This is a genomic window from Cryobacterium sp. TMT3-29-2 (assembly GCF_004564305.1).
GTDB lineage: Bacteria > Actinomycetota > Actinomycetes > Actinomycetales > Microbacteriaceae > Cryobacterium > Cryobacterium sinapicolor.
Genome location: NZ_SOGK01000010.1, coordinates 16,020 through 39,839, shown reverse-complemented (window position 1 = coordinate 39,839; position 23,820 = coordinate 16,020). Strand labels below are relative to the sequence as shown.

Below are 23,820 nucleotides of genomic sequence, written 5' to 3'. Positions count from 1 at the left end.
GTAAGGATGCGACGAAAATTGTCTGTTTCGCCACGCTCGATCTGTGGTCTAATGGTCGAATGTTCACCCTTTGAACGGCTCGATGAGGAGAAGTTGATGACACCCCGCTCCGGAAATCTCTCGCTCGACGAGCTCACCGCTCTGGTTCGAGACGGCGACATCGACACGATCGTCGTCGCCTTCACCGATATGCAGGGACGGCTGGTGGGCAAGCGGGTCTCCGCGCGGCTTTTTCTGGAAGACGTGGCGAGCCACGGCGCGGAGTGCTGCAACTACCTTCTGGCCGTCGACGTCGAGATGAACACTGTGGACGGCTACGAGATGTCGAGCTGGCGTCGCGGCTATGGCGACATGGCCATGATCCCCGACCTCGCCACGCTGCGCCGGGCGCCCTGGCTGCCCGGGGCCGCTCTCGTCACCGCGGACCTGCAGTGGCTCGACAAGACGCCCGTGGTGGCGTCGCCCCGCCAGATCCTGAAGGCTCAGCTGGCCCGTCTGGCGGACCGCGGGCTGGTGCCCTACGTCGGCACCGAGCTGGAGTTCCTCGTCTTCGACGACGGCTACCGGGAGGCGTGGAAGAAGGGCTACCGCGACCTGACCCCCGCCAGCGACTACAACATCGACTACGCGCTGCTCGCCTCCACCCGGATGGAACCGTTGCTGCGGGACATCCGTAACGCCATGGACGGCGCCGGCATGTACTGCGAGGGCGTCAAGGGCGAGTGCAACCTCGGCCAGCAGGAGATCGCGTTCCGCTACACCGACGCCCTGGCCACCTGCGACAACCACTCGATCTACAAGAACGGTGCCAAGGAGATCGCGGATGCCCACGGCAAGAGCCTGACCTTCATGGCCAAGTTCAACGAGCGTGAGGGCAACAGCTGCCACATCCACATCAGCCTGCGCGGCACCGACGGGTCCGCGGTCTTCGCCGACACGGATGCCGACTACGGCATGTCGAAACTGTTCCGCCACTTCCTCGCCGGCCAACTCGCGGTGATGCGCGAACTGACCCTCTTCTCGGCGCCGAACATCAACTCCTATAAACGCTACGTCAGCGGCAGCTTCGCCCCGACCGCTATCGCCTGGGGCCTCGACAACCGCACCTGCGCCCTGCGCGTGGTGGGCGCGGGACTCGGCCTGCGGGTGGAGAACCGGGTTCCCGGCGGAGACGTGAACCAGTATCTGGCCGTGGCCGCGCTGATCGCGGCGGGCCTCTACGGCATCGAGAACGAACTCGAACTCGACGACGTCTTCGTCGGCAACGCCTACGAAAGCGACGCCGAGCGCGTGCCGGCTTCGCTCCGGGAGGCCACCGCACTGTTCGCGACCTCCACGGTCGCCCGGGAGGCCTTCGGCGACGAGGTGGTCGACCACTACCTCAACAACGCGCGGATCGAGTTGGAGGCCTACGACGCGGCGGTGACCGACTGGGAGCGGGTGCGCGGCTTTGAGCGCCTCTGATCCCGGCGCCGCCCCGCGAACCGGCACCGCCCCACAAACCGGCACCGCCCAGCGCCCGGTGATCGGCCTGACCACGTACCTCGAGCAGGCCCAGACCGGCGTCTGGGACGTGCCGGCGGCCTTCCTGCCGCACGCCTATTTCGACTCGGTCGTCCGCGCGGGCGGCATCGCCGTGCTGCTGCCGCCGCAGCCCGTGGACGCGGCCATCGCCGGGCGGGTGCTCGACGGCCTGGACGGCCTGGTCATCACCGGCGGCAAGGACGTCGATCCGGCGCGCTACGGCCAGGCCGCCCACACGAGAACCGACGAGCCGCGCCCGGATCGCGACGCCTGGGAGAACGAGCTGATCCACCGCGCTATCGACCGGGAGCTGCCGTTGCTCGGCATCTGCCGCGGCGCCCAGATGCTCAACATCGCGCAGGGCGGTACCCTGCACCAGCACCTGCCCGACGTCGTCGGCCACGCCGGCTACCAGGCCGGCGGCGGCATCTTCAGCATCGTGGACGTTCATGTGGAACCCGAGTCGAGGTTGCACGGGCTGCTGGACGCCCTGGATGTGCCGCTGCCGGTTCCCGTCTACCACCACCAGTCCATCGACCGGGTCGGTGCCGGCCTCACCGTGACCGCGCGCACCCACGACGGGGTCGTGCAGGCCGTGGAACTCACCGGCGTTCCGTTCGGGGTGGCCGTGCAGTGGCATCCGGAACAGCACGACGACCTGCGCCTGTTCGCGGGCCTCGTCGACGCGGCCACCCGCTACCGGGCGGCCCGTGAGCAGGACCACGAACACGAACACGAACACGAACACGGCCAGGAACACGAACACGGCCAGGAAAGGGACACCCCGTGAGCAGCTACACCGTCATCAACCCGGCCGACGAGACTCCCGTCACCGTGGTCGAACACCTCGACCCGGAAGCGACCGATGAGGCGGTCTCCCGGGCGGTGGCCGCGCAGCGGCTCTGGTCCCGGGTGGCGCCGGCCGACAAGGCGGCCGTGCTGCGCCGCTTCGCGGAGGCGGTGGACGGGGACCGGGAGAACCTGGCCCGCATCGAGATGGCCAACTCGGGGCATCCGATCACGCAGGCGCGCTGGGAGGCCGGCCATGTGCGCGACGTGCTGACCTACTACTCGGCCGCCCCCGAGCGCCTGTTCGGGCGGCAGATCCCGGTGTCCGGCGGTCTCGACATGACGTTCCAGGAGCCTCTGGGCGTGGTCGGCATCATCACCCCGTGGAATTTCCCGATGACGATCGCGGCCTGGGGTTTCGCCCCGGCCCTCGCGGCCGGCAACGCGGTGCTGCTGAAGCCGGCGGAGTGGACGCCACTCTCCAGCATCCGTCTGGGCGAACTCGCCCGGGAGGCCGGCCTGCCGGAGGGGCTGTTCCAGGTACTGCCGGGCCGCGGATCGGTGGTCGGCGAACGGTTCGTCACACACCCCCAGGTGCGGAAGGTCGTCTTCACGGGGTCGACGGATGTCGGCAAACGGATCATGGCCGGCTGTGCCGCCCAGGTCAAACGGGTCACCCTGGAACTCGGGGGCAAGAGCGCCAACATCGTGTTCGCCGACTCCGATCTGGAGAAGGCCGCCGCCAGCGCACCCTCCGGGGTGTTCGAGAACGCCGGCCAGGACTGCTGCGCCCGCAGCCGCATCCTGGTCGAGCAGAGCGTGTACGACCGGTTCCTGGAGCTTCTCGAGCCGGCCGTCGCCGGGGTGCGGGTGGGGGACCCCGCCGACGAGGGCACCGAGATGGGACCGCTCGTCTCGGCCGCGCACCACGCCGCGGTCTCGGCCTATGTGCCGGAGGGCTCCCCCGTGGCGTTCCGCGGCAACGCCCCGACCGGACCGGGTTTCTGGTTCCCGCCGACCGTGCTCACCCCGGCTTCCCGCACCGACCGCTCTGTCACCGACGAGATCTTCGGTCCCGTCGTCACCGTGCTGCCCTTCGACGGGGAAGACGACGCCGTGACGCTGGCCAACGACACCGACTACGGCCTCTCCGGCTCGATCTGGACCCGGGACGTGGGCCGGGCCATCCGGGTGGCGCGGGCCGTGGAATCCGGCAACCTGTCCGTCAACTCGCACTCCTCGGTGCGCTACTCGACCCCGTTCGGCGGGTTCAAGCAATCGGGTCTCGGGCGGGAACTGGGCCCGGATGCCCCGATGTCGTTCACCGAGACCAAGAACGTCTTCATCGCCGTCGACTGATCGCTTCGGCCCTCTCACCCCTCAACCCCGTTCAAGGAGTCAGCATGAGCAGCCTCACCCCCATCGACCTCACCCAGCGGCTTGCGGGCCGGGTCGCCGTGATCACCGGCGGCGCCAGCGGTATCGGCCTGGCCACGGCGAAACGCTTCGCCGCGGAGGGAGCCACGGTCGTGATCGGCGACCTCGACGAACCGGCAGGGCTCGCTGCGGCCGACCTGCTCGACTGCCTCTTCGTCAAAGTGGATGTGACCGACGAGGACGAGGTCAACGCCCTCTTCGACACCGCCTACCTCACCTACGGCTCCGTCGACATCGCGTTCAACAACGCCGGGATCTCCCCACCAGACGACGACTCGATCGAGACGACCGAGCTGCCGGCCTGGCAGCGGGTGCAGGACGTCAACCTGAAGTCGGTGTATCTGTGCTGCCGGTCCGCCCTGCGCTACATGGTGAAACAGGGCCGCGGGTCGATCATCAACACGGCCTCGTTCGTGGCCGTGCTCGGCTCCGCGACCAGTCAGATCTCGTACACCGCCTCCAAGGGCGGAGTGCTCGCGCTCAGCCGCGAGCTGGGCGTGCAGTTCGCGCGCCAGGGCATCAGGGTCAACGCCCTCTGCCCCGGCCCGGTGAACACCCCGCTGCTGCAGGAACTGTTCGCGAAGGACCCGGAGCGCGCGGCCCGGCGGCTGGTGCACATCCCGGTCGGCCGGTTCGCGGAACCGGAGGAGCTCGCGGCCGCGGTCGCCTTCCTGGCCAGCGACGACTCCTCGTTCATCACGGGATCCACGTTCCTGGTCGACGGCGGCATCAGCTCTGCCTACGTGACGCCGATGTAGCGGTGCGGACGGACAGGGAAACCGTGATGGACTGGGAGTCCGACCAGAAGCCAGGACCAGAACAGTGACCGACGACGAACAGCCCGGGCTCGACAGCGGCCTGCTGCTGCGGCCCGTGCACAGCGGCAACGCCTTCGAGGAGACCGTGCAGCGGTTGCTGCAGACCGTGCGGCTGGGGCTGATCGCGCCCGGCGAGAGACTGCCTGCCGAACGCGAACTCTCCGCCATGCTCGCCGTGAGCCGGGACACGCTGCGGGATGCGATCGCGTCCCTGGCCGATGCCGGCTATCTGGTCTCCCGTCGCGGTCGCTACGGCGGCACCTTCGTCAGCGACTCGCTGCCTCAGCAGACGCCGGGCCGAGGCCCTGAGGGTGGGCTGCGGGCACGCCGGGACATCCCCGTGGCCGAGATCGAGGACGCGCTCGCACTCCGCGAGATCCTGGAGGAGGGCGCCGCCCGGCATGCCGCCGCGCGCACCCTGTCACCCGGCGAACGGGAGGTGCTCTGGAACAGCCTGGCCGATTCGATCGGCGCCACCGGCGAGGACTACCGGCGGCTGGATTCCAGGCTGCACCTCACGATCGGCGAGCTGGCCGGCTCGCCGTCGTTGGTGCCGCTGCTGGCCGAGGTACGGATGCGGGTCAACGAACTGCTCGACAACATCCCGTCCCTCGGCCCGAACATCGCGCACTCGGACCGGCAGCACGAGCAGATCGTGACCGCGATCCTGACCGGCCGGCCCGACGCCGCCGCGCAGGCGATGGCCGAGCACCTGGCCGGCACCGCCCTGCTGCTGCGCGGCTTCCTGGAGTAGGGCGAGGCCACGGCGGGCCAGATCGAGGTCAGATCAAGAACGCGAACGGCAGAGCCAACAGGCCGAGGGCCAGCGCCAACAGCACGAGCAGCAGCGACCCGGCCAGCAGCACCGCATTGAGCACGATGCCCCAGATCGCCAGGGTGCGCGCCTGCGGTTCCCGTCCGAGGGCGAGGATGCCGACGACCAGGCCGGCAATGGGCACCAGAAAGGTCCAGCCGGCGACGATCGACACGAGGCCGAGTACGAGGCTCGACACGGCCAGGGTGCTGCTCCGCGGGGGTACGGGCTCGGCAGTGTAGACCGTGGCCTGGTCGGGAGCGATGGTTGACATGGGTGGTTCTCCGTTTCGATGGGGAGCGACGGATGCCGCTCTCCCAACGACACTACGGAGCATCCGTTCTGGCACCCATGGGGTTAGCCCCCGAATCGGGCCGGGGGCGGCCACGCGGTCACGCGCCGAACAGGACCTCGATCGGGCCGCGCACGAAGAAGACCAGAAAGCCGGCCGCGACGATCCAGAGCAGCGGGCTGATCTCGCGCGCCTTGCCCGAGAACGAACGCACCAGCACCCAGGTGATGAAGCCGGCCCCGATTCCGTTGGCGATCGAGTAGGTCAGCGGCATCACGATAATCGTGAGAAACACCGGCAGCACGATCGAGAACTCCGAGAAGTCGATGAACCGGATCTGGGACACCATCATCGCGCCGACGATCACGAGGGCGGCCGCGGCGACCTCGAGCGGCACGATCTGGGTGAGCGGGGTGAAGAACATGGCCGCGAGGAACAAAAGCCCGGTGACGATGTTGGCCAGGCCCGTGCGCGCACCCTCGCCGATGCCGGCACCGGACTCGATGAACACCGTGTTCGACGAGGCGGAGGTGGACCCGCCGACGACGGCGCCGACGCCCTCCACGATCAGGGCGGACTTCAGGCGGGGGAAGTTGCCCTTGTCGTCGGCCACGCCGGCCTCGTTGGCCAGACCCGTCATGGTGCCCATGGCGTCGAAGAAGTTCGTGAAGACGAGCGTGAACACGAGCATCGACGCGGCCAGCATGCCGATCCGGTCGAAGGCGCCGAAGCTGACCTGTCCGACCAGGCTCAGGTCGGGCAGCGAGACGACGGATGTCGGCAGCACCGGGGCGTTCAGGTTCCACCCGTCGGGGTTCTGCCCGAACGACGGTCCGACCTTGAAGATCGCCTCGAGGATCACGGCGATCAGCGTGGTGGCGACGATACCGATCAGGAGGGCGGCCTTCACCTTGCGGGCGACCAGGATGCCGAGAAGGATCAGGCCGAGCACGAACACGGCGGTCGGCAGGCTCACGACGGAACCGTTGTCGCCGAGCTGCACGGGCGGCGACGCGGCGCCGCTCGCGCGCACGAAGCCGGAGTCGACCAGGCCGATGAAGGCGATGAACAGGCCGATGCCGACCGTGATGGCGATCTTCAACTGGCGCGGCACGGCGTTGAAGATGAGCTCGCGGAGGCCGGTGGAGGCGAGCAGCACGATGATGAGCCCGTTGATGACCACGAGGCCCATGGCCTCCGGCCAGGTCACCTGGCCGACGACGCTCACGGCCAGGAAGGAGTTGATGCCGAGGCCCGCGGCGAAACCGAATGGAAGCCGTGCGACGGCGCCGAACAGGATGGTCATGACGCCGGCGGTGAGGGCGGTGACCGCGGCAACCTGACCGTTGGGCAGCCATCCGCCGGCCACGTCGACCGCGGCCTGGTCGGCGCTGAAACCGCCGAGGATCAGCGGGTTGAGGATGACGATGTAGGCCATCGTGACGAACGTCACCAGGCCGCCCCGGATCTCCCGGCCATAGGTGGAGCCGCGTCGCGTGATTTCGAAGTAACGGTCGATGCGGGCCTTCAGCCCGGGGCTGGCTGCGTCGGCCGGGGTGTCCGGCTTCGGGGCAGGCGTGGATGACGTGTGGGTCTCTGTTTCAGAAATGGGGTGCTCCTGGTGTCCGACTCAGCTAATTCTCAGTTGCCCAGTTTACGGCCCCGGAGTGCGGGCGGATTCCGCGGGCCCTCACGCGGGCGCTCAGATGTGCGGCACGAAGGCGTCCCAGGCCCGGCGGCGGTCCCCGCGCGGGTCGGACTCGACCCGGTCGACGGCATCGATCACGAGGGTCAGCCGCTCCGCCTCGTCGTAGAGCGGCCACGCAGCATCCGGCACTCCGGTTGCGGCGAAGCTGAGCCACCAGCCCTGCATCCGTGCGCCGATCCGCTGGAAGTCTCGGCGCCCACCGAGCGCGGTCATGCCGCGGCCGAACCAGCCGTCGAGCCGGTCGAACAGCGGGAACAGCTCGAGGCCGTGGGTGGCGTCCAGCCCCATCAGGCGCACCAGGCGCGGAGCGGCGTCGAAGCGGTAGAAGCGCACCGGGGCATACCGGGAGTGCCGCTCGCCCACACGCACGCTCGGGTACCAGAACGAGAAGTCTCCGCCGAAATCGAGGGCCGGCCGCAGCGCGGGGATCCCGGGGTATTGCGCCCGGAGGCGGGTGCGGGCCTTCTTCTTGGTGTTAGCGAACACGGCCCGGATGCGCCCGGGCGTCGTGGCGAGGATGTCGATGCGCCCGCTGAACAGCGACCCTTCCCGCGAGTTGGTGCCGATGATCAGGGGGATCCGGTGGGCGCGTCCGTCGCGGAAAGCGTCGAGCGGCCGTTCGGGCAGGAAGTCGCCGTCGATCACAGGCGAGAGCGGGATCGTCCCGGGGTACCGGTCCGGGGCGCGCCGGGTCAGGTCGCTCGTGGCCTCGGCCAGATGCGCCGGGTCGGCCTGAAGGAGCAGGGCAGCGGCATCCGCCGCCGTGTCGGTCGAGTTCGTCGGGTCGGCCTGACCGGTGCGCCGGGCGAGGAGCCGCACGAAGTCCGCTGCCCACTCGGCGGTGACAGCGGGGGCGTAGACGGCGTTCGGCGGGGCGCTCTGGGCGATCGCACGCTGGAACAGGCCGGCGGCGGCCGGGACGGTCATCAGGGTGGTCACGGCGTTGGCCCCGGCCGATTCACCGAAGACGGTGACGGCGTCCGGGTCTCCGCCGAACACCGCGATGTTGCGCCGCACCCAGGCGAGCGCAGCCACCTGGTCGCGCAGCCCGAGGTTGCTCTCGAACGGCCGCTCCGCGGTGGAGTAGCGGCTGAAGTCGAGGTATCCCAGCGCCCCCAGCCGGTAGTTGAAGCTGACGTAGACGATGCCGCCGCGGCGCACGAGCCCCTCCCCCTGCCGGGGCACCTCCCGAGAAGACCCGACGCTGTAGGCGCCGCCGTGGATGAAGACCATGACGGGCCGCAGCATCCGTTGGTCGACAGGTTCGTCGGGGGTGATCACGTTGAGGTTGAGGCAATCCTCGCCCTGCGGGATCGTGGGCTTCGCGCCGATGAACTGGCCGCGGTGGCTTTGCGTGGCGACCAGGCCGAACCCGCGCGCATCCCGCTCGCCCGGCCAGGGCACGGCCGGCTGCGGGGCCCGGAACCGGAGCTCTCCCACGGGGGCCGCCGCGTAGGGGATCCCGCGCCACTGACGCACCCCGCGCACCCGGATCCCGCGCAGCGAACCGGTCTCGATCCGCACCGAGAGAGGTTCTGCAGGGGCAGGCTGAACGGATGGTCTCACCGTAAGAGCCTATTTGTTCACTACCATCGGGATTACGCACGACACGGAAACGAGAAACACATGGCTCTGCCCTGGACCCTGCACGGTAACGGTAAAACGGTCGGAGCCACGGATGTCGTCGGCCCCGGCGAGCGCCTCAACTGGCCGCTGACCATCGGGATCGGCACCCAGCACGTCGTCGCCATGTTCGGCGCCACGTTCCTGGTTCCGCTGCTCACGGGCTTCCCGCCGAGCACGACGCTGCTCTTCTCGGGCATCGGCACCCTGCTGTTCCTGGTCATCACCCAGAACAAGCTGCCCAGCTACCTGGGGTCCTCGTTCGCCTTCATCGCGCCGATCACCGCCGCGACGGCCAGCGCCGGCATGGGCAGCGCCCTGTTCGGCATCCTTGTCGTCGGCCTGCTCCTGGCGCTGATCGGCCTGATCGTGCAGCTCACCGGCACCGGCTGGATCGATGCACTGATGCCACCGGTGGTCTCCGGGGCCATCGTCGCCTTGATCGGCCTCAACCTGGCGCCCGTCGCGAAGTCGAACTTCGCGCTGGCGCCGTTGACCGCGCTGATCACCCTGCTGGCCGTGATCCTCTCGACCGTGCTGTTCCGCGGCATCCTCGGCCGGCTGTCGATCTTCATCGGCGTGATCGTGGGCTACGTGGCCGCCGTGATCGCCGGCGAGGTCGACTTCAGCGGCGTGGGTGAGGCCGCCTGGATCGGCCTGCCCCAGTTCACCGCGGCGATGAACCCGTTCGCGGATCCGTCCGCCGCCCTCGGCGTGCTGCCGGCGTTCCTGCCGGTCGTGCTCGTGCTGGTGGCCGAGAACGTGGGCCACATCAAGGGCGTCGCCCAGATGACGGATACGAAGGTGAACCGCTTCACCGGTCGCGCACTGATGGCCGACGGGCTGGCCACCATGCTCGCCGGCTTCAGCGGTGGATCGGGCACCACGACCTACGGCGAGAACATCGGCGTCATGGCCGCCACCCGCATCTACTCCACGGCCGCCTACTGGGTCGCCGGCATCACCGCGGTGCTGCTCGGGCTCTCCCCCAAGATCGGCGCGGTCATCAACACCATTCCGGCGGGCGTACTCGGCGGCGTCACGACGGCCCTCTACGGCCTGATCGGCATCATCGGCGTCAAGATCTGGCTCGACAACAAGGTCGACTTCAGCAAGCCGGTCAACCAGTTCACGGCGGCCACCGCGCTGATCATCGGCATCGCCGATTACACCTTCTCGGCGGGCACCCTCAGCTTCAACGGTATCGCGCTGGGCACGGTCGCCGCCATCGTGATCTACCACCTGATGACCTGGGTGGCCCGGGTGCGCGGCACCGAGCGGTAACAGCCGCACACCGGACGCGGCACCACCGTGCAGGGCCGAAGCGGGGCGCGGCGGGTCAGCGGTGCAGGGCCGGCACGATCAAGTAGACGCCGTACAGCACGGCCGCGCTGCAGAGCACGAAGCAGGCGTAGGCACCCACCAAGGCGACCTGCTTCTGCACCGGGCCCAGCGGGGAGGCTGCGGCCTTACGCACGCGCTTGGCCTCCTTGGCCGCACGCTTGGGGGTGAGCACGGTGATGGCGCCCGTGAACTCGACCGGTTCGACCACGGGAACCCGGCCGGCGGTGGTGAGCAGCCGCAGCCCGAGGGAGTACAGGCTCACCACGACCGCGGACGACAGGAGCGACGCGAACGCGACGACCAGGAACGCAGACCAATCGATCACAGCGCGACCTTCTTTCGATCTGAGCGGGAGGCTTTGCGGGGGGTCTTCCGGATTTTCACGACCCGCCCGGCGTCGTCGATGTCGTGCAGGGTGTCGTGCGTGACCCGGTTCAGGCGGGACCGGCGGAACAGCAGTGCGACCACGAGGGAGCCGATCACCAGGTCGAGCACAATGCCCATCGGGCCGATCAGGGCCAGACCGGCCGCGAAGGCCCCCATGATGGCCGCCGCGGGCAGGGTGAGCACCCAACCGAGCCCGATTTGGCCGGCCATGCCCCAGCGCACGGTCGAGCCGCGCCGGCCCAGGCCCGAGCCGATGACCGAGCCGGACGCGACCTGCGTGGTGGAGAGGGCGAAGCCGAGGTGGCTGGACGCGAGGATGGTGGCCGCGGTGCTGGTCTCCGCCGCGAAGCCCTGGGCCGGCTTGATCTCGGTGAGGCCGCGACCCATGGTCAGGATGATGCGCCAGCCGCCGGTGTACGTGCCGATGGCGATGGCGAGGGCGCAGGTGGTGATGACCCACAGCTGCGGGCCGGTGCCCACGTCCTGCATCCCGCTGGCGATCAGAGTGAGGGTGATGACACCCATGGTCTTCTGGGCGTCGTTGGTGCCGTGCGCGAGGGCGACGAGCGACGAGGAGAAGATCTGCGCGTAGCGGAAGCCACCACGGCCATCCGCCTTGCCGGAATCACGGCGGGTGATCGAGTAGGCGAGCTTGGTGGCGAGGAAAGCCACGATGCCCACCGTGAGCGGGGCGATCAGCGCCGGCAGGATGACCTTGGCCAGCACGACGTCGTAGGCGACCGCCTGCGAGCCGACGCCGATGATCGTGGCGCCGATGAGACCGCCGAACAGGGCGTGGCTCGAGCTGGACGGCAGTCCGCGCAGCCAGGTGATCAGGTTCCAGACGATGGCGCCGATCAGGCCCGCAAAGATGATCTCGGGCGTGATCTGAACGCCGGCGTCACCCTCCTTGATGATGCCGCCGGAGATGGTCTTGGCGACCTCGGTGGAGAGGAACGCCCCGATCAGGTTCAGGACGGCGGCGAGTCCCACCGCGACTTTCGGGCGCATGGCGCCGGTCGCGATGGGGGTGGCCATCGCGTTCGCGGTGTCGTGGAAGCCGTTGGTGAAGTCGAAAATCAGTGCCAGCGCAATCACAAGCGCGACGATCAGGGTGAAATCCACCGGCGTCTTCCTCTGGGTGTACGACAGCCGGGGTTATCTCAAGCTGCAAAGCAGTGATAAGCCTGACACTCCCGGAGAGGCAGGTCAATTCAGAGCCGATCGACCACCGTCGCCAGATCGGGGCCGAAGGTGAAGGTGGCCCGCACCGGAATGCCGGCGAGCACTCCCGGCAGCCAGTGCCGGGCGTCGTCCCACATGTCGTCGACCGGCAGGGCGGCCACGTCGAACCAGACCGGGTTCAGCTCGTCGGACTCGCGCGGGGTGCCGCTCCACTCGGTGCAGACGAACACGCTGGATTCCTGGCTCCAGGCCTCCCGGTGCGGGAACAGGTAGGTCAGCAGCCCCAGCGGGGTGAGGGCGGATGCCGCCACGACCAGGCCGGACTCCTCCTCGATCTCCCGCACCATCGCCTGCACGGCCGACTCACCCGGCTCGAGCTTGCCGCCCAAGCCGACAATGTTGCCGAGGCCCAGGCCCTTCTTCTTGCGGCCGAGCAGCACCTGCAGCTCCCCCGACGGGGAACGGCGGGTGAGGTAGCAGACGCACACCTGGGGCAGGGACATTCCCCCATGGTAACGACGAAGAACCGGGGCTCCTTCTCAGCGCGCCTTGTTAGGCTGCAGGCATGAATTTTGTGCCTGAATCCGGAACCATAACCATGTTCACGACGACCTGGTGCGGCTACTGCACCCGCCTGAAGACCCAGCTGGTCAAGGCCGGAATAACCTACACCGAGATCAACGTGGAAGAGGTCCAGGGCACCTCGGAACTCGTGATGAGCCTGAACAACGGCAACCGTACGGTTCCGACCATCCTCTTTCCGGACGGCTCGAGCGCGACGAACCCGTCTCTGGCGCAGGTACAGGCCAAGCTCGCCTGAGCCGCTTCCGAACAAACCTCGGGGTCCCGGTTCGACCTCCGCCGACCGGCGGGTATCGAACCGGGACCCCTCGGAGCACTCGCGGGTCCAACTGCGTGCGGATTTAGCCGAACAGCACCGCGGCCTCGTCGTAGCGCGCCTGCGTCACGGTCTTGAGACCGATGGTCGCGTCGGCGATGCTGACGATCTCCATGTCGGTGCCGCGCAGGGAGACCATGGAGCCCCACTGGCCGGCGTAGACGGCGTCGACGGCCGCCATGCCGAGGCGGGTCGCGAGCACTCGGTCGTAGGCCGAAGGGGAGCCGCCGCGCTGGGTGTGGCCGAGGACGGTGGCGCGGGTCTCGATGCCCGTGCGCTCCTCGATCATCGGGGCGATCATTTCACCGATGCCGCCGAGTCGGGGGCGGTTGAACGCGTCGAGGCCCTTGGTGGAGAGCGCCTCGTCCATCCCGGCGAGCTTGAATCCCTCGGAGACGACGAGGACGGGGGCGCGGCCGCGGTCACGCACATGCATGACCCATTCGCAGATCTGCTCGATGGTCTGCGGCTGCTCGGGGATCAGGATGGCGTGGGCGCCGCCGGCCATGCCGGAGTGCAGGGCGATCCAGCCCACGTGGCGGCCCATGACCTCGACGATCATGCAGCGGCCGTGGGACTCGGCCGTGGTGCGCAGCCGGTCGATGGCCTCGGTGGCGATCTCGACGGCGGTGTTGAAGCCGAACGAGTAGTCGGTGGCTTCGAGGTCGTTGTCGATGGTCTTGGGCACGCCGACGATCTGGAGTCCGGCATCCGTCAGGCGGCGCGCCGCGGTGAGGGTGCCCTCGCCTCCAATGGCGATGATCGCGTCGATGCCTTCGGCGTCCATCGTCTTCTGAATGTTAATGGGGCCGCCGTTTTCACCCTCGAACGGGTTCGTGCGGGAGCTGCCGAGGATGGTGCCCCCCTGCCGGGAGAGACCGCGCACGCTGTGCCGGTCCAGAGTCATAAAGTCGCCCTCGACCAAGCCTTTCCAGCCGTTGCGAATGCCGACGAATTCGGCATCGAGGACGCGGATGCCTTTAAGGACGGAACCGCGAATAACCGCGTTCAGTCCGGGGCAGTCTCCGCCGCTGGTGAGGATTCCAATTTTCATTTGTCGTTGCTCCTTGTTGCACAAGTGATCAGATTGGCGCCCACACCGCCGCCAGTTAATAATGGACCCCAAGCGGGGCCGGTTCAAATCCACGCCGGTGAGGGACGCGTTCTACAGCTCCCCGTCGAGTGCCAGGGTCAACAGGTAGATCAGGGCGCTGGCCTGCACGGAATCGGCGGACGAGATCTCTTCGACGGCACCGTCCAGGGCGCGGGCCGCGAGACCCTGCTTGCTGCCGATGAGTTCGGCGATGCGCGCGTCGATGGTGTGGGCGGCGATGATCCGCCAGGCGGTGACCGGCTCGTCCTGGCCGATGCGGTGGACCCGGTCGATGGCCTGCGTCTGCTCGGCGGCGGTCCAGCTGAGCTCGGCGAGCACGACGTTGGAGGCGGCCTGCAGGTTGACGCCGACTCCGGCGGCGGTCAGGGAACAGACCACGACGGCCACTGACGGGTCGTCGTTGAAGGAGTCGATCGCGGCCTGGCGGGCCAGGGCGCTCTGGTCGCCACGCAGGGACACCGTGCGCAGACCTCGCTTGGCGAAGATGTCCTCGGCGGCATCCATCACGTCGATGTGCTTGGCGAAGAAGACGACCTTGCCCACCGAGTGCGCCAGCTGCACGGCGTAATCCGCCGCGAGGGCCGCCTTGGCCTGGCCGATCTTGCGCACCATGGTGAAGACGTTCTCGCCGGTGGTCTGCCCCTTCGATTCCTCGAGTTCGGCGTGGGCGACCGCACGGATGAACGCGGCGCGCTGCTCGCCCTCGAGCGCGGGCGGCGTCTGGCCGGGATGGCGGGCGACGACGAGGGAATGGTACCGGGTGACCAGCCGGGCGGCGAGCTCCCGTTCGGCCTGGCGGATGGAGCGACCGAGGTCGTCGTCCAGCTCGACCGGGATGTCGGCGATGCGCTTGGCCGGCAAGTCGGCGGCGACGTCGACCTTGCGGCGGCGCACGATGCCGAGGTCGATCACGGCGGCACGCGCCTCGGCGTAGAAGCCGGGGTCGGCGGGGGTCAGGCCGATCGCCTCGAGCTTCTGCATGAGTCTGGGGGCCGGCTTGTCGCCGTCGAGCCAGCCGAGGAACTGCCAGATCGCGCGGAAGTCGTCGACGTCGTTGATCAGTGGGGTTCCGGTCAGGGCCATCAGCAGCGGGTTGCCGCCGGGCGTCCGGCGCCGGATCTGCTCGGCCAGGGCCAGCACGTGCTTGGAGCGCTGCGACTGCAGGTTCTTGATGAAGTGCGCCTCGTCGACGACCATGCCCTTGAAACCGAGAGTGCCCAGCCAGGCGCGGTGCCGGTCGAGCACGTCGTAGTTGACGATGACGACGTCTGCGAACGCGTCTAGTGTGTCGCCGTCGCCGTGGATGACGGTGGCCCGGCGGTTCGGCGTCCACAGCTCGACCTCGCGCACCCAGTTCATCTTGACGACGTTGGGCACGATGGCCAGGAGCGGGTAGGACCCGCTGACGGATGCCGCGAGCAGGCTCTGCGCCGTCTTCCCGAGCCCCGGCTCGTCGGCGAGCAGGTAGCTGCGGTGGCCGAGGCGCGCACTTTCGACGAAGCGGGCCTGGTGGCGCATCAGCTCCATGCCGCGAGGCGAGAGCCGGTCGACGCGGGGAGCCTCGGGCAGATCCATGCTGGCGGCCTGGCCGCCGGAGCCGTACTCGAAGGACTTGAACAGCGGGCCGATGAGTTCCCAGTTGGCCAGGCGACGGCCGGAGACGACCGGCGGGGCCGCTGCGGCGCTGAAGTCGGGGGCGAGGAACGGGTTGGCGAGCTGGCGGGCCTTGACCGACTGCGGGATGACCTGGTTCACCGGCACCTCGGGCTTGGCCTCGGGTTCCCGGGTGATGATCAGTTCGTCGGGCGTGAGTTCGGCACCGGACTCCAGCAGCCAGTCACGGCGGAAACGCTGCGCGACCGTGGACACGCCGGCATCCGGTTCGAGCAGGGTGATCAGGCTGGTGTCGCGGGCCGCGGTCTTCGCCAGGATCTGGGCGATGCCGTCGAGGCGCTTCAGCAGTTCGGCGCGGTTCGCGTCGGTGAGTTCCTTGTCGCCCTTGACCCGGGCGCGTTCCTCGCGCATGAGCAACGCGATCACCTGGTACTTGGTGCGGTTGGTCGGGCCGAGCTTGGCGCCGGTCTGCGCCTTCGCCTCCACCTCGCGCACCTTGCGGGCGAGGATGGGGATGATGGGGGCGTCATCGTCGCGGGAACGAGGTCGCGATCGTGCGCGGCCTCCGGCTGCAACTCGGTTGTTCGAACCGGCGGCCTGGTGGCGGGTGTAAGCCATTCTTCTCCAACTTCACAGCAGCACAGCAGTCAGGGGCCGTGCTCGACGTGGTGCGGTATCCGTGGACACCGGTGCGATCGATACGTCGAAGCCTGAATCGAGCAACGTGCCAACCATATTTGCGCCACCGGCATGTGGGATGCAGCGGCACGGTCAAGACGGTAATCGGGCTATTTCAACGCGGCTCTATTCTACGCCTGCTGGTCAATCCCGGTGCACCGGCACCTTGGTGACGACGCCGGCGAGAATGAAGACCAGCGCGGCGATGAATTGGGCGGACACCCAGCCCTGGCCGGACAGGTCGATGACCACGATCGGGTTCCAGAGCACCGCGATCGGCACCAGGCCGATCAACCACAGCCAGGCCTTCGCCTGGATGACGAAGACACAGAGGATCAGCGCGAGGATGCTGACCGCATAGCGGATGATGATGAAACTTTCGGAGTCCAGCAGCGCGAGCCCGCCGAGCAGGATGACCGCGCCGAGCAGGCCGGGTGCCAGCGCGGAACGCGTGAATGTGGGTTCGACCGGGGTGCCCATCAGACGCCTCCTCCTCCGCCGCCGCCTCCACCACCGCCGACCGAGCCACCTCCACCCGAACCGGAACTGGAGGAACTCGACGCGCTTCCCGACCAGGAGGCCGAGGTGGAGCTCGTGAATGAGCTCAACCCGGCGGCGAACCAGACCGGATTGAACGGAGCGGACTCAGCGTACCAGTCCGGCTGAGCGTCGCTCCGGGCGTAGTAGTCGCCGAGAACCTGCGACCAGTCCTTCTCCTGGCCGAACAGCACGGCGTACGGCAGCAGACGCTCGTAGAGCCTCAGCACCTGCCCCGGCTGCCCGGGGTCAGGCAAGCCGGGCCGACCGAGAACGGATGCCGGGTCCGGCCGGTAGGGCGACCGCAGCGCTCCGACGGGGCTCTGCAGCACCCGCAGCCGGTCGGCCTCGGCGATCTCGATGTACAGCTTCACACCGGCGAGGTAGTCGCGCAGCTCGGCGCCGGCCGCGGTGAAGGGCCGCACGCTCGCGACGGCGGTGAGGGTCGTGACCGAGGCGGCGATCCCCAGCACCAGAACCAGGACCGGCCAGCCCGCGCCGACCTCGGTGATGAACGCCCCCAGGCAGCCAACCAGGGTCAGGATGCCGGTGAACACGGCGCCGGCGATCAGCCACCGACGCGGCCGGCCTCCCTTCTCCACCCGCAGCCCGTCGGCCAGCACCTGCTTCAGGACCGCCTGAAGCTGCTTGGTCAGCCCGGTGCCCAGCGTGGTGTCCTTCGTCGTGAGGTCGCGGCTCGTGCCCGCCTGCAGACCCGGAAACAGCAGCCGCAGCACGGCCTGCTCACTGGTGTCGAGGTCTCGGGTGTGCCGCAGCTCGAGCATGTAGTGCTTCTTGCCCTCACCCTCCAGCACCCGCACGTTGCCGCGCACCGCGAAGCTGAGGAACTGGGCGGTCATGGCCTGGGCGCTGGTGCGGGTCACATTGCCGGCCACGAGCAGGTTTACGCCCTTCGGCGGAAGATACTCGGCGATGATGGTCGGCCGGCCCGGCGCGTTTCGCCACCGGGTGACCCGGGCGACGATCGCGAGACCCGCGACGATCAGTCCGAACAGCGCCGCGGCGAGGCCGATGCCCGGGAGCGGGTTCGCCGTGAACGACTGGTCGCGGGGAACGAAGGTGCCGGGCTCGAACCCGACCGCCAGGGTCAGCCCCTCGGCCGGTCCGAGCGCCCCGGCGGTGACGTCGATCGCGACGGCCTCGCCCACGGCATCCGTCGTCGGCCCGGCATCCGTCGTCGGCCCGGCATCCGTCGACAGCGAGGCGCAGGGTTCCGACGAGTCAGGGGTGCCCTGGTAGCAGGCGGCCTCCCCGGTGAGCCGGGGTGCGACGTCCGGGTCGACCGTGAGGGTGGCGGACACGTCGCCGAACGGCTGAGCCCAGCCGGTGCCGTTGACCTCCCGGTAGAACTCCTGGATCGGGGCGTCCTCCGGCTCGAGCGTGACGTCGACCTGCTCGTAGGTGATGACATAGGTCTGCACGCCGTGCGCGTAGTCATCGGCGGCGATCGTCACCTCCAGGAACTCGTCTCCGCCATCCTCACTGGTCGTTGTGGTGTCGACGCCGCGCTTTCGACCGTTCTCGTCGGTCACGCTGACCAGTTCCAGGTCGGTGGGATGCCCGTTGTAGTGGGTGGGGATCGCGCGCAGGATGCCGCGGTTCTGGTCGGACTCCGGGAACCGGGCGACGATCGTCTCGGTGGTGGTCAGGCGCGAGTGCCCGTCGTCGGTGAGGCCCAGCTCGAAATCGGAGTGCCAGGAGTCGAAGTCGAAGTCCTCCACGCCCGCCGACACGGCGCCCGAAGCGTGCACCGGGCCGGCGACCGCGAGCCCCGGAGCGGACGCGCCGAGGAGGCCGAGGCCGCCGAGTATGGCTGTGAACAGGACAATCAGCGCACGACGCATGCCTTCACTCTACTCAGCGGCCCGCCGGGGCGGCCTGCTACCGGAACGTGTTCAGACGCAGACTGTTCAGCACCACGAACAGGCTGGAGAACGCCATCGCGGCTCCGGCGATCATCGGGTTGAGCAGGCCGAACGCGGCCAGGGGAAGCGCCGCCAAATTGTAGGCGAAGGCCCAGAACAGGTTGCCCTTGATCACGCGCAGGGTGCGGCGGGACAGCCGGATGGCGTCGGGCACGGTGCCGAGGTGGTCGCGAACGACGGTGACGTCGCTGGCCTCGATGGCCACGTCGGTGCCGGTGGCCAGGGCGATGCCCAGGTCGGCCTGGGCGAGTGCGGCGGCGTCGTTCACGCCGTCGCCGACCATGGCGACGACCCGACCCTCGGACTGCAGGCGCCGGATCGTGGCGACCTTGTCTTCGGGGAGCATGCCGGAGAAGACCTCGTCGATGCCGACGGCCGCGGCCACCTCCCCGGCGGTGCGGGCGTTGTCGCCGGTGAGCAGGATCGGGGTCAGCCCGAGCGAGACGAGCTCGGCGAGCGCGGCCGGGGCCTCGGATCGCACGGTGTCGGCGATGTCGAGCACGGCTCGCGCCTCGTCGTCCCAGCCGACCACGACGGCGGTGCCGGTGGAGGACTCGATGGCCTGGGTCAGTCGCGCCTCGAGCGGCCCGGGGAAGAGCGAGGGCCGGCCGACGAGGACCGCGTGGCCCTCGACCGTGCCGGAGACGCCGAGGCCGGCGGTGGCCCGAAATCCGGTCACCTCGGGCAGCGGCGCGGCGGCTCCCCCGGTTCCCGCGTTCGCGGCGACGATGGCCCGGGCGATGGGATGCTCGGAGGCGCTCTCCAGTGCCGCCGCGTAGCGCAGCGCAGTGCCGGCGTCGCCGGTGGCCGTGGTCTGGCGCAGGGACATCCGCCCGGTGGTGAGGGTGCCGGTCTTGTCGAGCAGGATGGTGTCGACCTTCCGGGTCTGTTCGAGAGCCTCCGGGCCCTTGATCAGGATGCCGAGTTGGGCGCCCCGGCCGGTTCCCACCAGCAGCGCGACGGGGGTGGCCAGGCCGAGAGCACAGGGGCAGGCGATGATCAGCACGGCCACCATGGCGGTGAAGCCGGCTTCCACGGGGCTGCCGGTGGCGATCCAGACCACGAAGGTGGCCAGTGCCAGCAGGATGACCGCGGGCACGAAGACACCGGCGACCCGGTCGGCGAGGCGCTGGATGTCTGACTTGCCGAGCTGGGCATCCTCGACGAGCTTCGCCATCTGGGCCAGGCGCGTTCCGGCGCCGACCTGGGTGGCGCGCACCAGGAGGCGGCCGCCCTGGGCGACCGTGGCGCCGACGACCTCGTCGCCCGGGCCGACCTCGATCGGTACGGACTCCCCGGTGATCATGCTGAGGTCGACGGCGGCCTGGCCATCGACCACGACGCCGTCGGTCGCGATCTTCTCGCCCGGACGCACCACGAACAGGTCGCCGACGGAGAGAGCGTCGATCGGGATGCTCTGCTCGGTGCGGGTGGCGGCCATCAGGTTGCCGGGGTTGCTCGGGCTCTCCCGCACGACCGTGACGTCTTTCGCGCCGAGGTCGAGCAGGGCGTGCAGGGCCGAGCCGGCCCGCTTCTTCGACCGTTCCTCGAGGTAGCGCCCGAGTAGCAGGAAGGTGATCACGCCGGCGGCGACCTCGAGGTAGATGTTGCCGGAGGCGTCGCCGCGGCTGATCGTGAACTCGAAGGAGTGCCGCATGCCGGTCATGCCGGCCATGCCGAAGAAGAGCGCGTAGAGCGACCAGCCGAAGGAGGCCAGTGTACCCACGGTGATCAGGGTGTCCATGGTGACGGCGCCGTGGCGGAGGTTGGTGACGGTGGCGCGGTGGAATGGGTACCCGCCCCAGACCACGACCGGGGCGGCGAGCACGAGCGACAGCCATTGCCAGTAGTCGAACTGCAGGGCCGGCACCATTGCGAGCACGATGACGGGCACCGAGAGCGAGGCGCTGACCAGGAGGCGGATGCGCAGCGGGGTCGACGGGCCCTTCGTCTCGGCCGGCGCCGTTCGACGGACGGATGCCGGTTCGACCACGGCCGCCTGGTAGCCGGCCTTGCCGACCTCGGCGATCAGCTCGGCGGGGGTGACCCCCTCGGGGTACGTCACCCGGGCTCGCTCCGTGGCGAGGTTGACCTGGGCGGTGACGCCGTCCACGCCGTTGAGACGTCCTTCCACGCGGCCGACGCAGCTCGCGCAGGTCATGCCCTCGATGGAGAGGTCGACGGTGTTCGACACGGTAGTCCTTTCGCTCGGGACAGGCGGCCCGAAACAGCTTCCCTGTAGAGAACAGAATACCCCTTGGGGGTATTCCGATTCACGGTACTGTGATCCCATGATCGAAGACATCAAACGGCGTGCCCTGCACCGTGCCCGCATTCTGGAGGGCCAGATGCGCGGCCTGGAGAAGATGATTGAGAACGAGGACTACTGCATCGACATCCTCACCCAGTCCCTGTCGATCCAGAAGTCGCTCGGCTCTCTCAACAAGCTCCTGGTCGACAACCACCTGCAGACCCACGTGACCGAGATGTTCGAGGCCGGCGGCGAGGCGAGGGAGACTGCCATCACGGAGCTGCTCAAGGTCTTCGAGCTGAACAACAACCGAGGCTGACGCCGACGGCACCGGCCGCGTTGACATCACCGGTGGAATCACATAGCGTCTCTGAATGCTCCGAACCGTGGCATCGATCGTTCCCCCCGAGACGAATTGGTTATCCCCTTGACTTCAGACACTGCTTCCCCCGTGCACAACCCCGGCCACGCCGATCACCACGACATCACGGATCTGGTCGGCGAATACCGCCAGCGCCAGCTCAATCTCTTCCGTGAGCGCCAGCCGGAACTCGAGCCCCACGAGCAGGTCACGGCGCACCTCCCCACCCACTAGCACCGCCGCCGTCGGGTCCGCGCCGCGCCGGATCTGCTGGATCGTCAGATCTGCTGGATCGGGATCGCGCTGCTCGACGGCGGGCGCTGGAACAGGATCTCGAGTGCGGGTTTGAGTTCGCTCACCCAGACCGCGTAGGCCGCGTCGTTCAGGTGCAATCGGTCATCCGAGTACGCCACGTCGATTTCGCCGTCGGGCCGGGCCAGCCGTGTCCACAGGTCCAGGTACTGGGCGTGCAGGGTCGGCGCGAACTGGCGCAGGTGGCGGTTGATCGAGCGCACGGTGTCGGCGAGTTCGCTTTCGCGCGGCGGCACCGACACGACCAGGATGCGCACGGCCGGCAGGCGCTTGCGCAGCATGCAGAGCACCGTTTCCATGTTGCGCACGACGTACTCGTCCGACCGGTGCCAGCCCAGGTCGTTCGTGCCGACCGCCACCACAACCGCGTCCGGCTGCCGGTCGACGACCTGGTCGAGTTCGGCGACGACCTCATCCGTGGTGTGCCCGTTGGCCCCGAGATTGCGCACGTCGTACTCAGGGAGCCAGTCCGACCAGTTGCCGTCCGCGGTGAAACCGTCACCGATGAACAAAACGGATGACGACATCACTTCTCCCTCGCAACCCCCTCCATCATGCCTCGCCCGTGTAAGGCCGGCTAGGTCAGCGAGGTCGGGTCACGGCTCAGGCGGCGCGGTCGGCGACCGGAGGGCCCGCTGCTGAAGCAGTCGCGGCGCCCGCGGTCGTCACGGCCGCCTCCACGGCGGCCTCCCCGACGGCGGCCGCCGTGATCCGGTTGGCCATGCCGTTGAAGATGACGCCGTGGAAGGGCAAGATCGCGAACCAGTACAGCCGACCGCCCAGGCCCCGCGGGAAGAAGACGGCCCGCTGACGGTAGACCGAACCGCCGCCCTCCACCGGATCCGCCGTCATCTCGAGCCAGGCCCGGCCGGGAACGCGCATTTCGGCGCGGAGGCGCAGGAAGCGGCCGGTGTCGATGCGCTCGACCCGCCAGAAGTCCAGCACGTCGCCCGTGTGCAGGTGGTCGGGGTTGCGCCGGCCACGGCGCAGCCCGACCCCGCCGACCAGCTTGTCCATCCAGCCGCGGATGGCCCACGCCAGCGGGAACGAATACCAGCCGTTGTCGCCGCCGATGCTCTCGATCACGCGCCACAGGTCATCCGGCTTCGCGGCGGTGTGCTTCTCCTTGAGGTCGGTATAGACGAGGTGCCCGGCCCATTCGGGGTCGCTGGGCAGCGGGTTGCTCGACGCGCCCGCGATCGACGCGTTCCGCCAGCTGGTCTCGACGTCGCCGTCGCGCATGCGGCCGAGTGCCAGGCGCACGGCGGTGCGGTAGCCGGTGAGACCCGCTTTCGGCTGGGGAATGTACCCGTCGATGTCGCGCTCGTGCACCACGCAGTCGTTCTGCAGGCTGGCGATGATCGGCACGGCCAGACTGCGCGGGATGGGCGTGACCAGGTTGACCCACTGCGACGCGAGCCAGGGCGTGAACACGGGCAGGGACGCGATCGGTCGCTGGCGGAGGCCCGCTTCGAGGGCGTACCCGTTCATCATCTGGCCGTAGCGCAGCACGTCGGGACCGCCGATGTCGAAGGTGCGGTTGATGTCGGCGGGAAGCTCCGCCGAGGAGACGAGGTAGTAGAGCACGTCGCGCACGGCGATCGGCTGGATCTTGTTGCGCACCCATTGCGGCGCCGGCATATACGGCAGCACGTCGGTCAGGTGCCGGATCATCTCGAATGAGGTGGAGCCGGAGCCGATGACAACCCCGGCCTGCAGGGCGGCCGTCGGCACGCCGGACGCCAGCAGGATGCGGCCGACCTCGGCCCGGGAGCGCAGGTGCTGGGACAGCTCCTCGGTGGCGGGGTGCAGCCCGCCCAGGTAGACGATGCGGGAGACCCCGGCCTCGGCGGCCGCCGTGGCCACGTTCTTCGCCGCGAGGCGTTCCGTGCTCTCGAAGTCGCCGCGAGTACCCATCGAGTGCACCAGGTAGTAGAGCACGTCGACCCCGGCGACGGCCGCCCGAACGCTGGCCAGATCCCCGAGATCACCCTCGGCGACCTCCACCTGATCGACCCACGGGACATCCTTCAGCTTCTGAGGCGTACGCACGAGTACGCGCACGTCGTAGCCGGCTTCCAGTAGCAGGGGAACGAGCCGGCCACCGATATACCCGGTGGCGCCGGTCACAAGCACACGTCGTTGCGTCGTCATAGCGAAAGCCTAGGGGTGGATGCTGGACTGACGC

The 23,820-nt window shown here is 68.9% G+C and carries 22 protein-coding genes; 9 read left to right on the top strand and 13 right to left on the bottom strand.

The window, feature by feature from the left end; translation table 11 throughout:
- Positions 1-96: 96 nt before the first annotated feature.
- From E3O67_RS00820 to E3O67_RS00800, 5 genes are all read left to right on the top strand, one after another.
- Complete coding sequence (locus E3O67_RS00820; protein ID WP_135101447.1) at positions 97-1,464, top strand: glutamine synthetase family protein; 1,368 nt, start codon at positions 97-99, stop codon at positions 1,462-1,464.
- Positions 1,451-2,314, top strand: a complete 864-nt coding sequence (locus E3O67_RS00815) for a gamma-glutamyl-gamma-aminobutyrate hydrolase family protein (RefSeq protein WP_198418939.1) — start codon at positions 1,451-1,453, stop codon at positions 2,312-2,314. Before E3O67_RS00820 ends, E3O67_RS00815 begins: the two co-directional genes overlap by 14 nt.
- A complete protein-coding gene (locus tag E3O67_RS00810) occupies positions 2,311-3,672 on the top strand; it encodes an aldehyde dehydrogenase (RefSeq protein WP_134427077.1) in 1,362 nt (453 codons plus the stop codon). The genes E3O67_RS00815 and E3O67_RS00810 overlap by 4 nt, the downstream gene beginning before the upstream one ends.
- 44 nt (positions 3,673-3,716) lie before the next feature.
- Entirely contained in the window at positions 3,717-4,508 is a 792-nt protein-coding gene (locus E3O67_RS00805) for a 3-oxoacyl-ACP reductase (protein ID WP_166786886.1), read from the top strand.
- 64 nt (positions 4,509-4,572) lie between these two features.
- A complete protein-coding gene (locus E3O67_RS00800; RefSeq protein WP_134427079.1) occupies positions 4,573-5,322 on the top strand; it encodes a FadR/GntR family transcriptional regulator in 750 nt (249 codons plus the stop codon).
- Positions 5,323-5,350: 28 nt separating this feature from the next.
- Here the strand turns inward: E3O67_RS00800 and E3O67_RS00795 are convergent, their stop codons facing one another.
- The 3 genes from E3O67_RS00795 to E3O67_RS00785 all read right to left on the bottom strand — a co-directional run bounded on the left by E3O67_RS00795 (position 5,351) and on the right by E3O67_RS00785 (position 8,948).
- On the bottom strand, positions 5,351-5,656 hold the full coding sequence (locus E3O67_RS00795; RefSeq protein WP_233194207.1) for a hypothetical protein: 306 nt from the start codon (positions 5,654-5,656) through the stop codon (positions 5,351-5,353).
- 118 nt (positions 5,657-5,774) lie between these two features.
- Positions 5,775-7,283 (bottom strand): NCS2 family permease, encoded by a 1,509-nt coding sequence (locus E3O67_RS00790; protein ID WP_134427081.1) that lies wholly within the window; start codon positions 7,281-7,283, stop codon positions 5,775-5,777.
- A gap of 93 nt (positions 7,284-7,376) precedes the next feature.
- On the bottom strand, positions 7,377-8,948 hold the full coding sequence (locus E3O67_RS00785; protein WP_135101445.1) for a carboxylesterase/lipase family protein: 1,572 nt from the start codon (positions 8,946-8,948) through the stop codon (positions 7,377-7,379).
- Between the two features lie 60 nt (positions 8,949-9,008).
- Here E3O67_RS00785 and E3O67_RS00780 point away from each other — a divergent pair, with 60 nt between their 5' ends.
- Entirely contained in the window at positions 9,009-10,289 is a 1,281-nt protein-coding gene (locus E3O67_RS00780; RefSeq protein ID WP_135101443.1) for a uracil-xanthine permease family protein, read from the top strand.
- Between the two features lie 55 nt (positions 10,290-10,344).
- Here the strand turns inward: E3O67_RS00780 and E3O67_RS00775 are convergent, their stop codons facing one another.
- The 3 genes from E3O67_RS00775 to E3O67_RS00765 all read right to left on the bottom strand — a co-directional run bounded on the left by E3O67_RS00775 (position 10,345) and on the right by E3O67_RS00765 (position 12,424).
- A complete protein-coding gene (locus tag E3O67_RS00775; RefSeq protein WP_135101441.1) occupies positions 10,345-10,674 on the bottom strand; it encodes a peptidase in 330 nt (109 codons plus the stop codon).
- Positions 10,671-11,861 carry an inorganic phosphate transporter gene (locus E3O67_RS00770; protein ID WP_134427089.1) on the bottom strand — a complete coding sequence of 397 codons (1,191 nt, stop codon included), beginning with the start codon at positions 11,859-11,861 and terminating at the stop codon, positions 10,671-10,673. Before E3O67_RS00770 ends, E3O67_RS00775 begins: the two co-directional genes overlap by 4 nt.
- Before the next feature lie 89 nt (positions 11,862-11,950).
- Positions 11,951-12,424, bottom strand: coding sequence for an 8-oxo-dGTP diphosphatase (locus E3O67_RS00765; protein WP_134427091.1), 474 nt, complete (start codon positions 12,422-12,424; stop codon positions 11,951-11,953).
- Between the two features lie 62 nt (positions 12,425-12,486).
- Between E3O67_RS00765 and E3O67_RS00760 the strand changes: the two genes are divergently transcribed.
- Positions 12,487-12,741: a mycoredoxin gene (locus E3O67_RS00760; protein WP_135101439.1), complete on the top strand. Its 255-nt coding sequence runs from the start codon at positions 12,487-12,489 to the stop codon at positions 12,739-12,741.
- 103 nt (positions 12,742-12,844) lie between these two features.
- Here the strand turns inward: E3O67_RS00760 and E3O67_RS00755 are convergent, their stop codons facing one another.
- From E3O67_RS00755 to E3O67_RS00735, 5 genes are all read right to left on the bottom strand, one after another.
- A complete protein-coding gene (locus E3O67_RS00755) occupies positions 12,845-13,873 on the bottom strand; it encodes a 6-phosphofructokinase (protein ID WP_135101437.1) in 1,029 nt (342 codons plus the stop codon).
- 111 nt (positions 13,874-13,984) lie between these two features.
- Positions 13,985-16,165, bottom strand: coding sequence for a DEAD/DEAH box helicase (locus E3O67_RS00750; protein WP_134427097.1), 2,181 nt, complete (start codon positions 16,163-16,165; stop codon positions 13,985-13,987).
- 204 nt (positions 16,166-16,369) lie between these two features.
- Positions 16,370-16,705 (bottom strand): DUF6804 family protein, encoded by a 336-nt coding sequence (locus E3O67_RS00745; protein ID WP_135101435.1) that lies wholly within the window; start codon positions 16,703-16,705, stop codon positions 16,370-16,372.
- Positions 16,705-18,627, bottom strand: coding sequence for a DUF2207 domain-containing protein (locus E3O67_RS00740; RefSeq protein WP_135101433.1), 1,923 nt, complete (start codon positions 18,625-18,627; stop codon positions 16,705-16,707). The genes E3O67_RS00745 and E3O67_RS00740 overlap by 1 nt, the downstream gene beginning before the upstream one ends.
- 37 nt (positions 18,628-18,664) lie before the next feature.
- Entirely contained in the window at positions 18,665-20,902 is a 2,238-nt protein-coding gene (locus E3O67_RS00735) for a cation-translocating P-type ATPase (protein ID WP_255575479.1), read from the bottom strand.
- A gap of 97 nt (positions 20,903-20,999) precedes the next feature.
- Between E3O67_RS00735 and E3O67_RS00730 the strand changes: the two genes are divergently transcribed.
- Positions 21,000-21,278 (top strand): metal-sensitive transcriptional regulator, encoded by a 279-nt coding sequence (locus E3O67_RS00730; protein ID WP_134427105.1) that lies wholly within the window; start codon positions 21,000-21,002, stop codon positions 21,276-21,278.
- A 108-nt stretch (positions 21,279-21,386) separates the two neighbouring features.
- Positions 21,387-21,554: a hypothetical protein gene (locus tag E3O67_RS16730; RefSeq protein WP_166786887.1), complete on the top strand. Its 168-nt coding sequence runs from the start codon at positions 21,387-21,389 to the stop codon at positions 21,552-21,554.
- 44 nt (positions 21,555-21,598) lie between these two features.
- On the opposite strand, the gene E3O67_RS00725 is transcribed toward E3O67_RS16730, so the two are convergent.
- Positions 21,599-22,159, bottom strand: a complete 561-nt coding sequence (locus tag E3O67_RS00725) for a GDSL-type esterase/lipase family protein (RefSeq protein WP_134427107.1) — start codon at positions 22,157-22,159, stop codon at positions 21,599-21,601.
- Positions 22,160-22,235: 76 nt separating this feature from the next.
- Entirely contained in the window at positions 22,236-23,786 is a 1,551-nt protein-coding gene (locus E3O67_RS00720; RefSeq protein WP_135101428.1) for an SDR family oxidoreductase, read from the bottom strand.
- Positions 23,787-23,820: the final 34 nt, after the last annotated feature.

Excerpts from the sequence above, each read along its gene's own strand:
- E3O67_RS00750 (WP_134427097.1), bottom strand. The coding sequence starts at position 16,165 with ATGGCTTACACCCGCCACCAGGCCGCCGGTTCGAACAACCGAGTTGCA.
- E3O67_RS00780 (WP_135101443.1), top strand. The coding sequence starts at position 9,009 with ATGGCTCTGCCCTGGACCCTGCACGGTAACGGTAAAACGGTCGGAGCC.
- E3O67_RS00725 (WP_134427107.1), bottom strand. The coding sequence starts at position 22,159 with ATGTCGTCATCCGTTTTGTTCATCGGTGACGGTTTCACCGCGGACGGC.
- E3O67_RS00730 (WP_134427105.1), top strand. The coding sequence starts at position 21,000 with ATGATCGAAGACATCAAACGGCGTGCCCTGCACCGTGCCCGCATTCTG.
- E3O67_RS00805 (WP_166786886.1), top strand. The coding sequence starts at position 3,717 with ATGAGCAGCCTCACCCCCATCGACCTCACCCAGCGGCTTGCGGGCCGG.
- E3O67_RS00755 (WP_135101437.1), bottom strand. The coding sequence starts at position 13,873 with ATGAAAATTGGAATCCTCACCAGCGGCGGAGACTGCCCCGGACTGAAC.
- E3O67_RS00740 (WP_135101433.1), bottom strand. The coding sequence starts at position 18,627 with ATGCGTCGTGCGCTGATTGTCCTGTTCACAGCCATACTCGGCGGCCTC.
- E3O67_RS00745 (WP_135101435.1), bottom strand. The coding sequence starts at position 16,705 with ATGGGCACCCCGGTCGAACCCACATTCACGCGTTCCGCGCTGGCACCC.
- E3O67_RS00720 (WP_135101428.1), bottom strand. The coding sequence starts at position 23,786 with ATGACGACGCAACGACGTGTGCTTGTGACCGGCGCCACCGGGTATATC.
- E3O67_RS00760 (WP_135101439.1), top strand. The coding sequence starts at position 12,487 with ATGAATTTTGTGCCTGAATCCGGAACCATAACCATGTTCACGACGACC.
- E3O67_RS00765 (WP_134427091.1), bottom strand. The coding sequence starts at position 12,424 with ATGTCCCTGCCCCAGGTGTGCGTCTGCTACCTCACCCGCCGTTCCCCG.
- E3O67_RS00820 (WP_135101447.1), top strand. The coding sequence starts at position 97 with ATGACACCCCGCTCCGGAAATCTCTCGCTCGACGAGCTCACCGCTCTG.
- E3O67_RS00795 (WP_233194207.1), bottom strand. The coding sequence starts at position 5,656 with ATGTCAACCATCGCTCCCGACCAGGCCACGGTCTACACTGCCGAGCCC.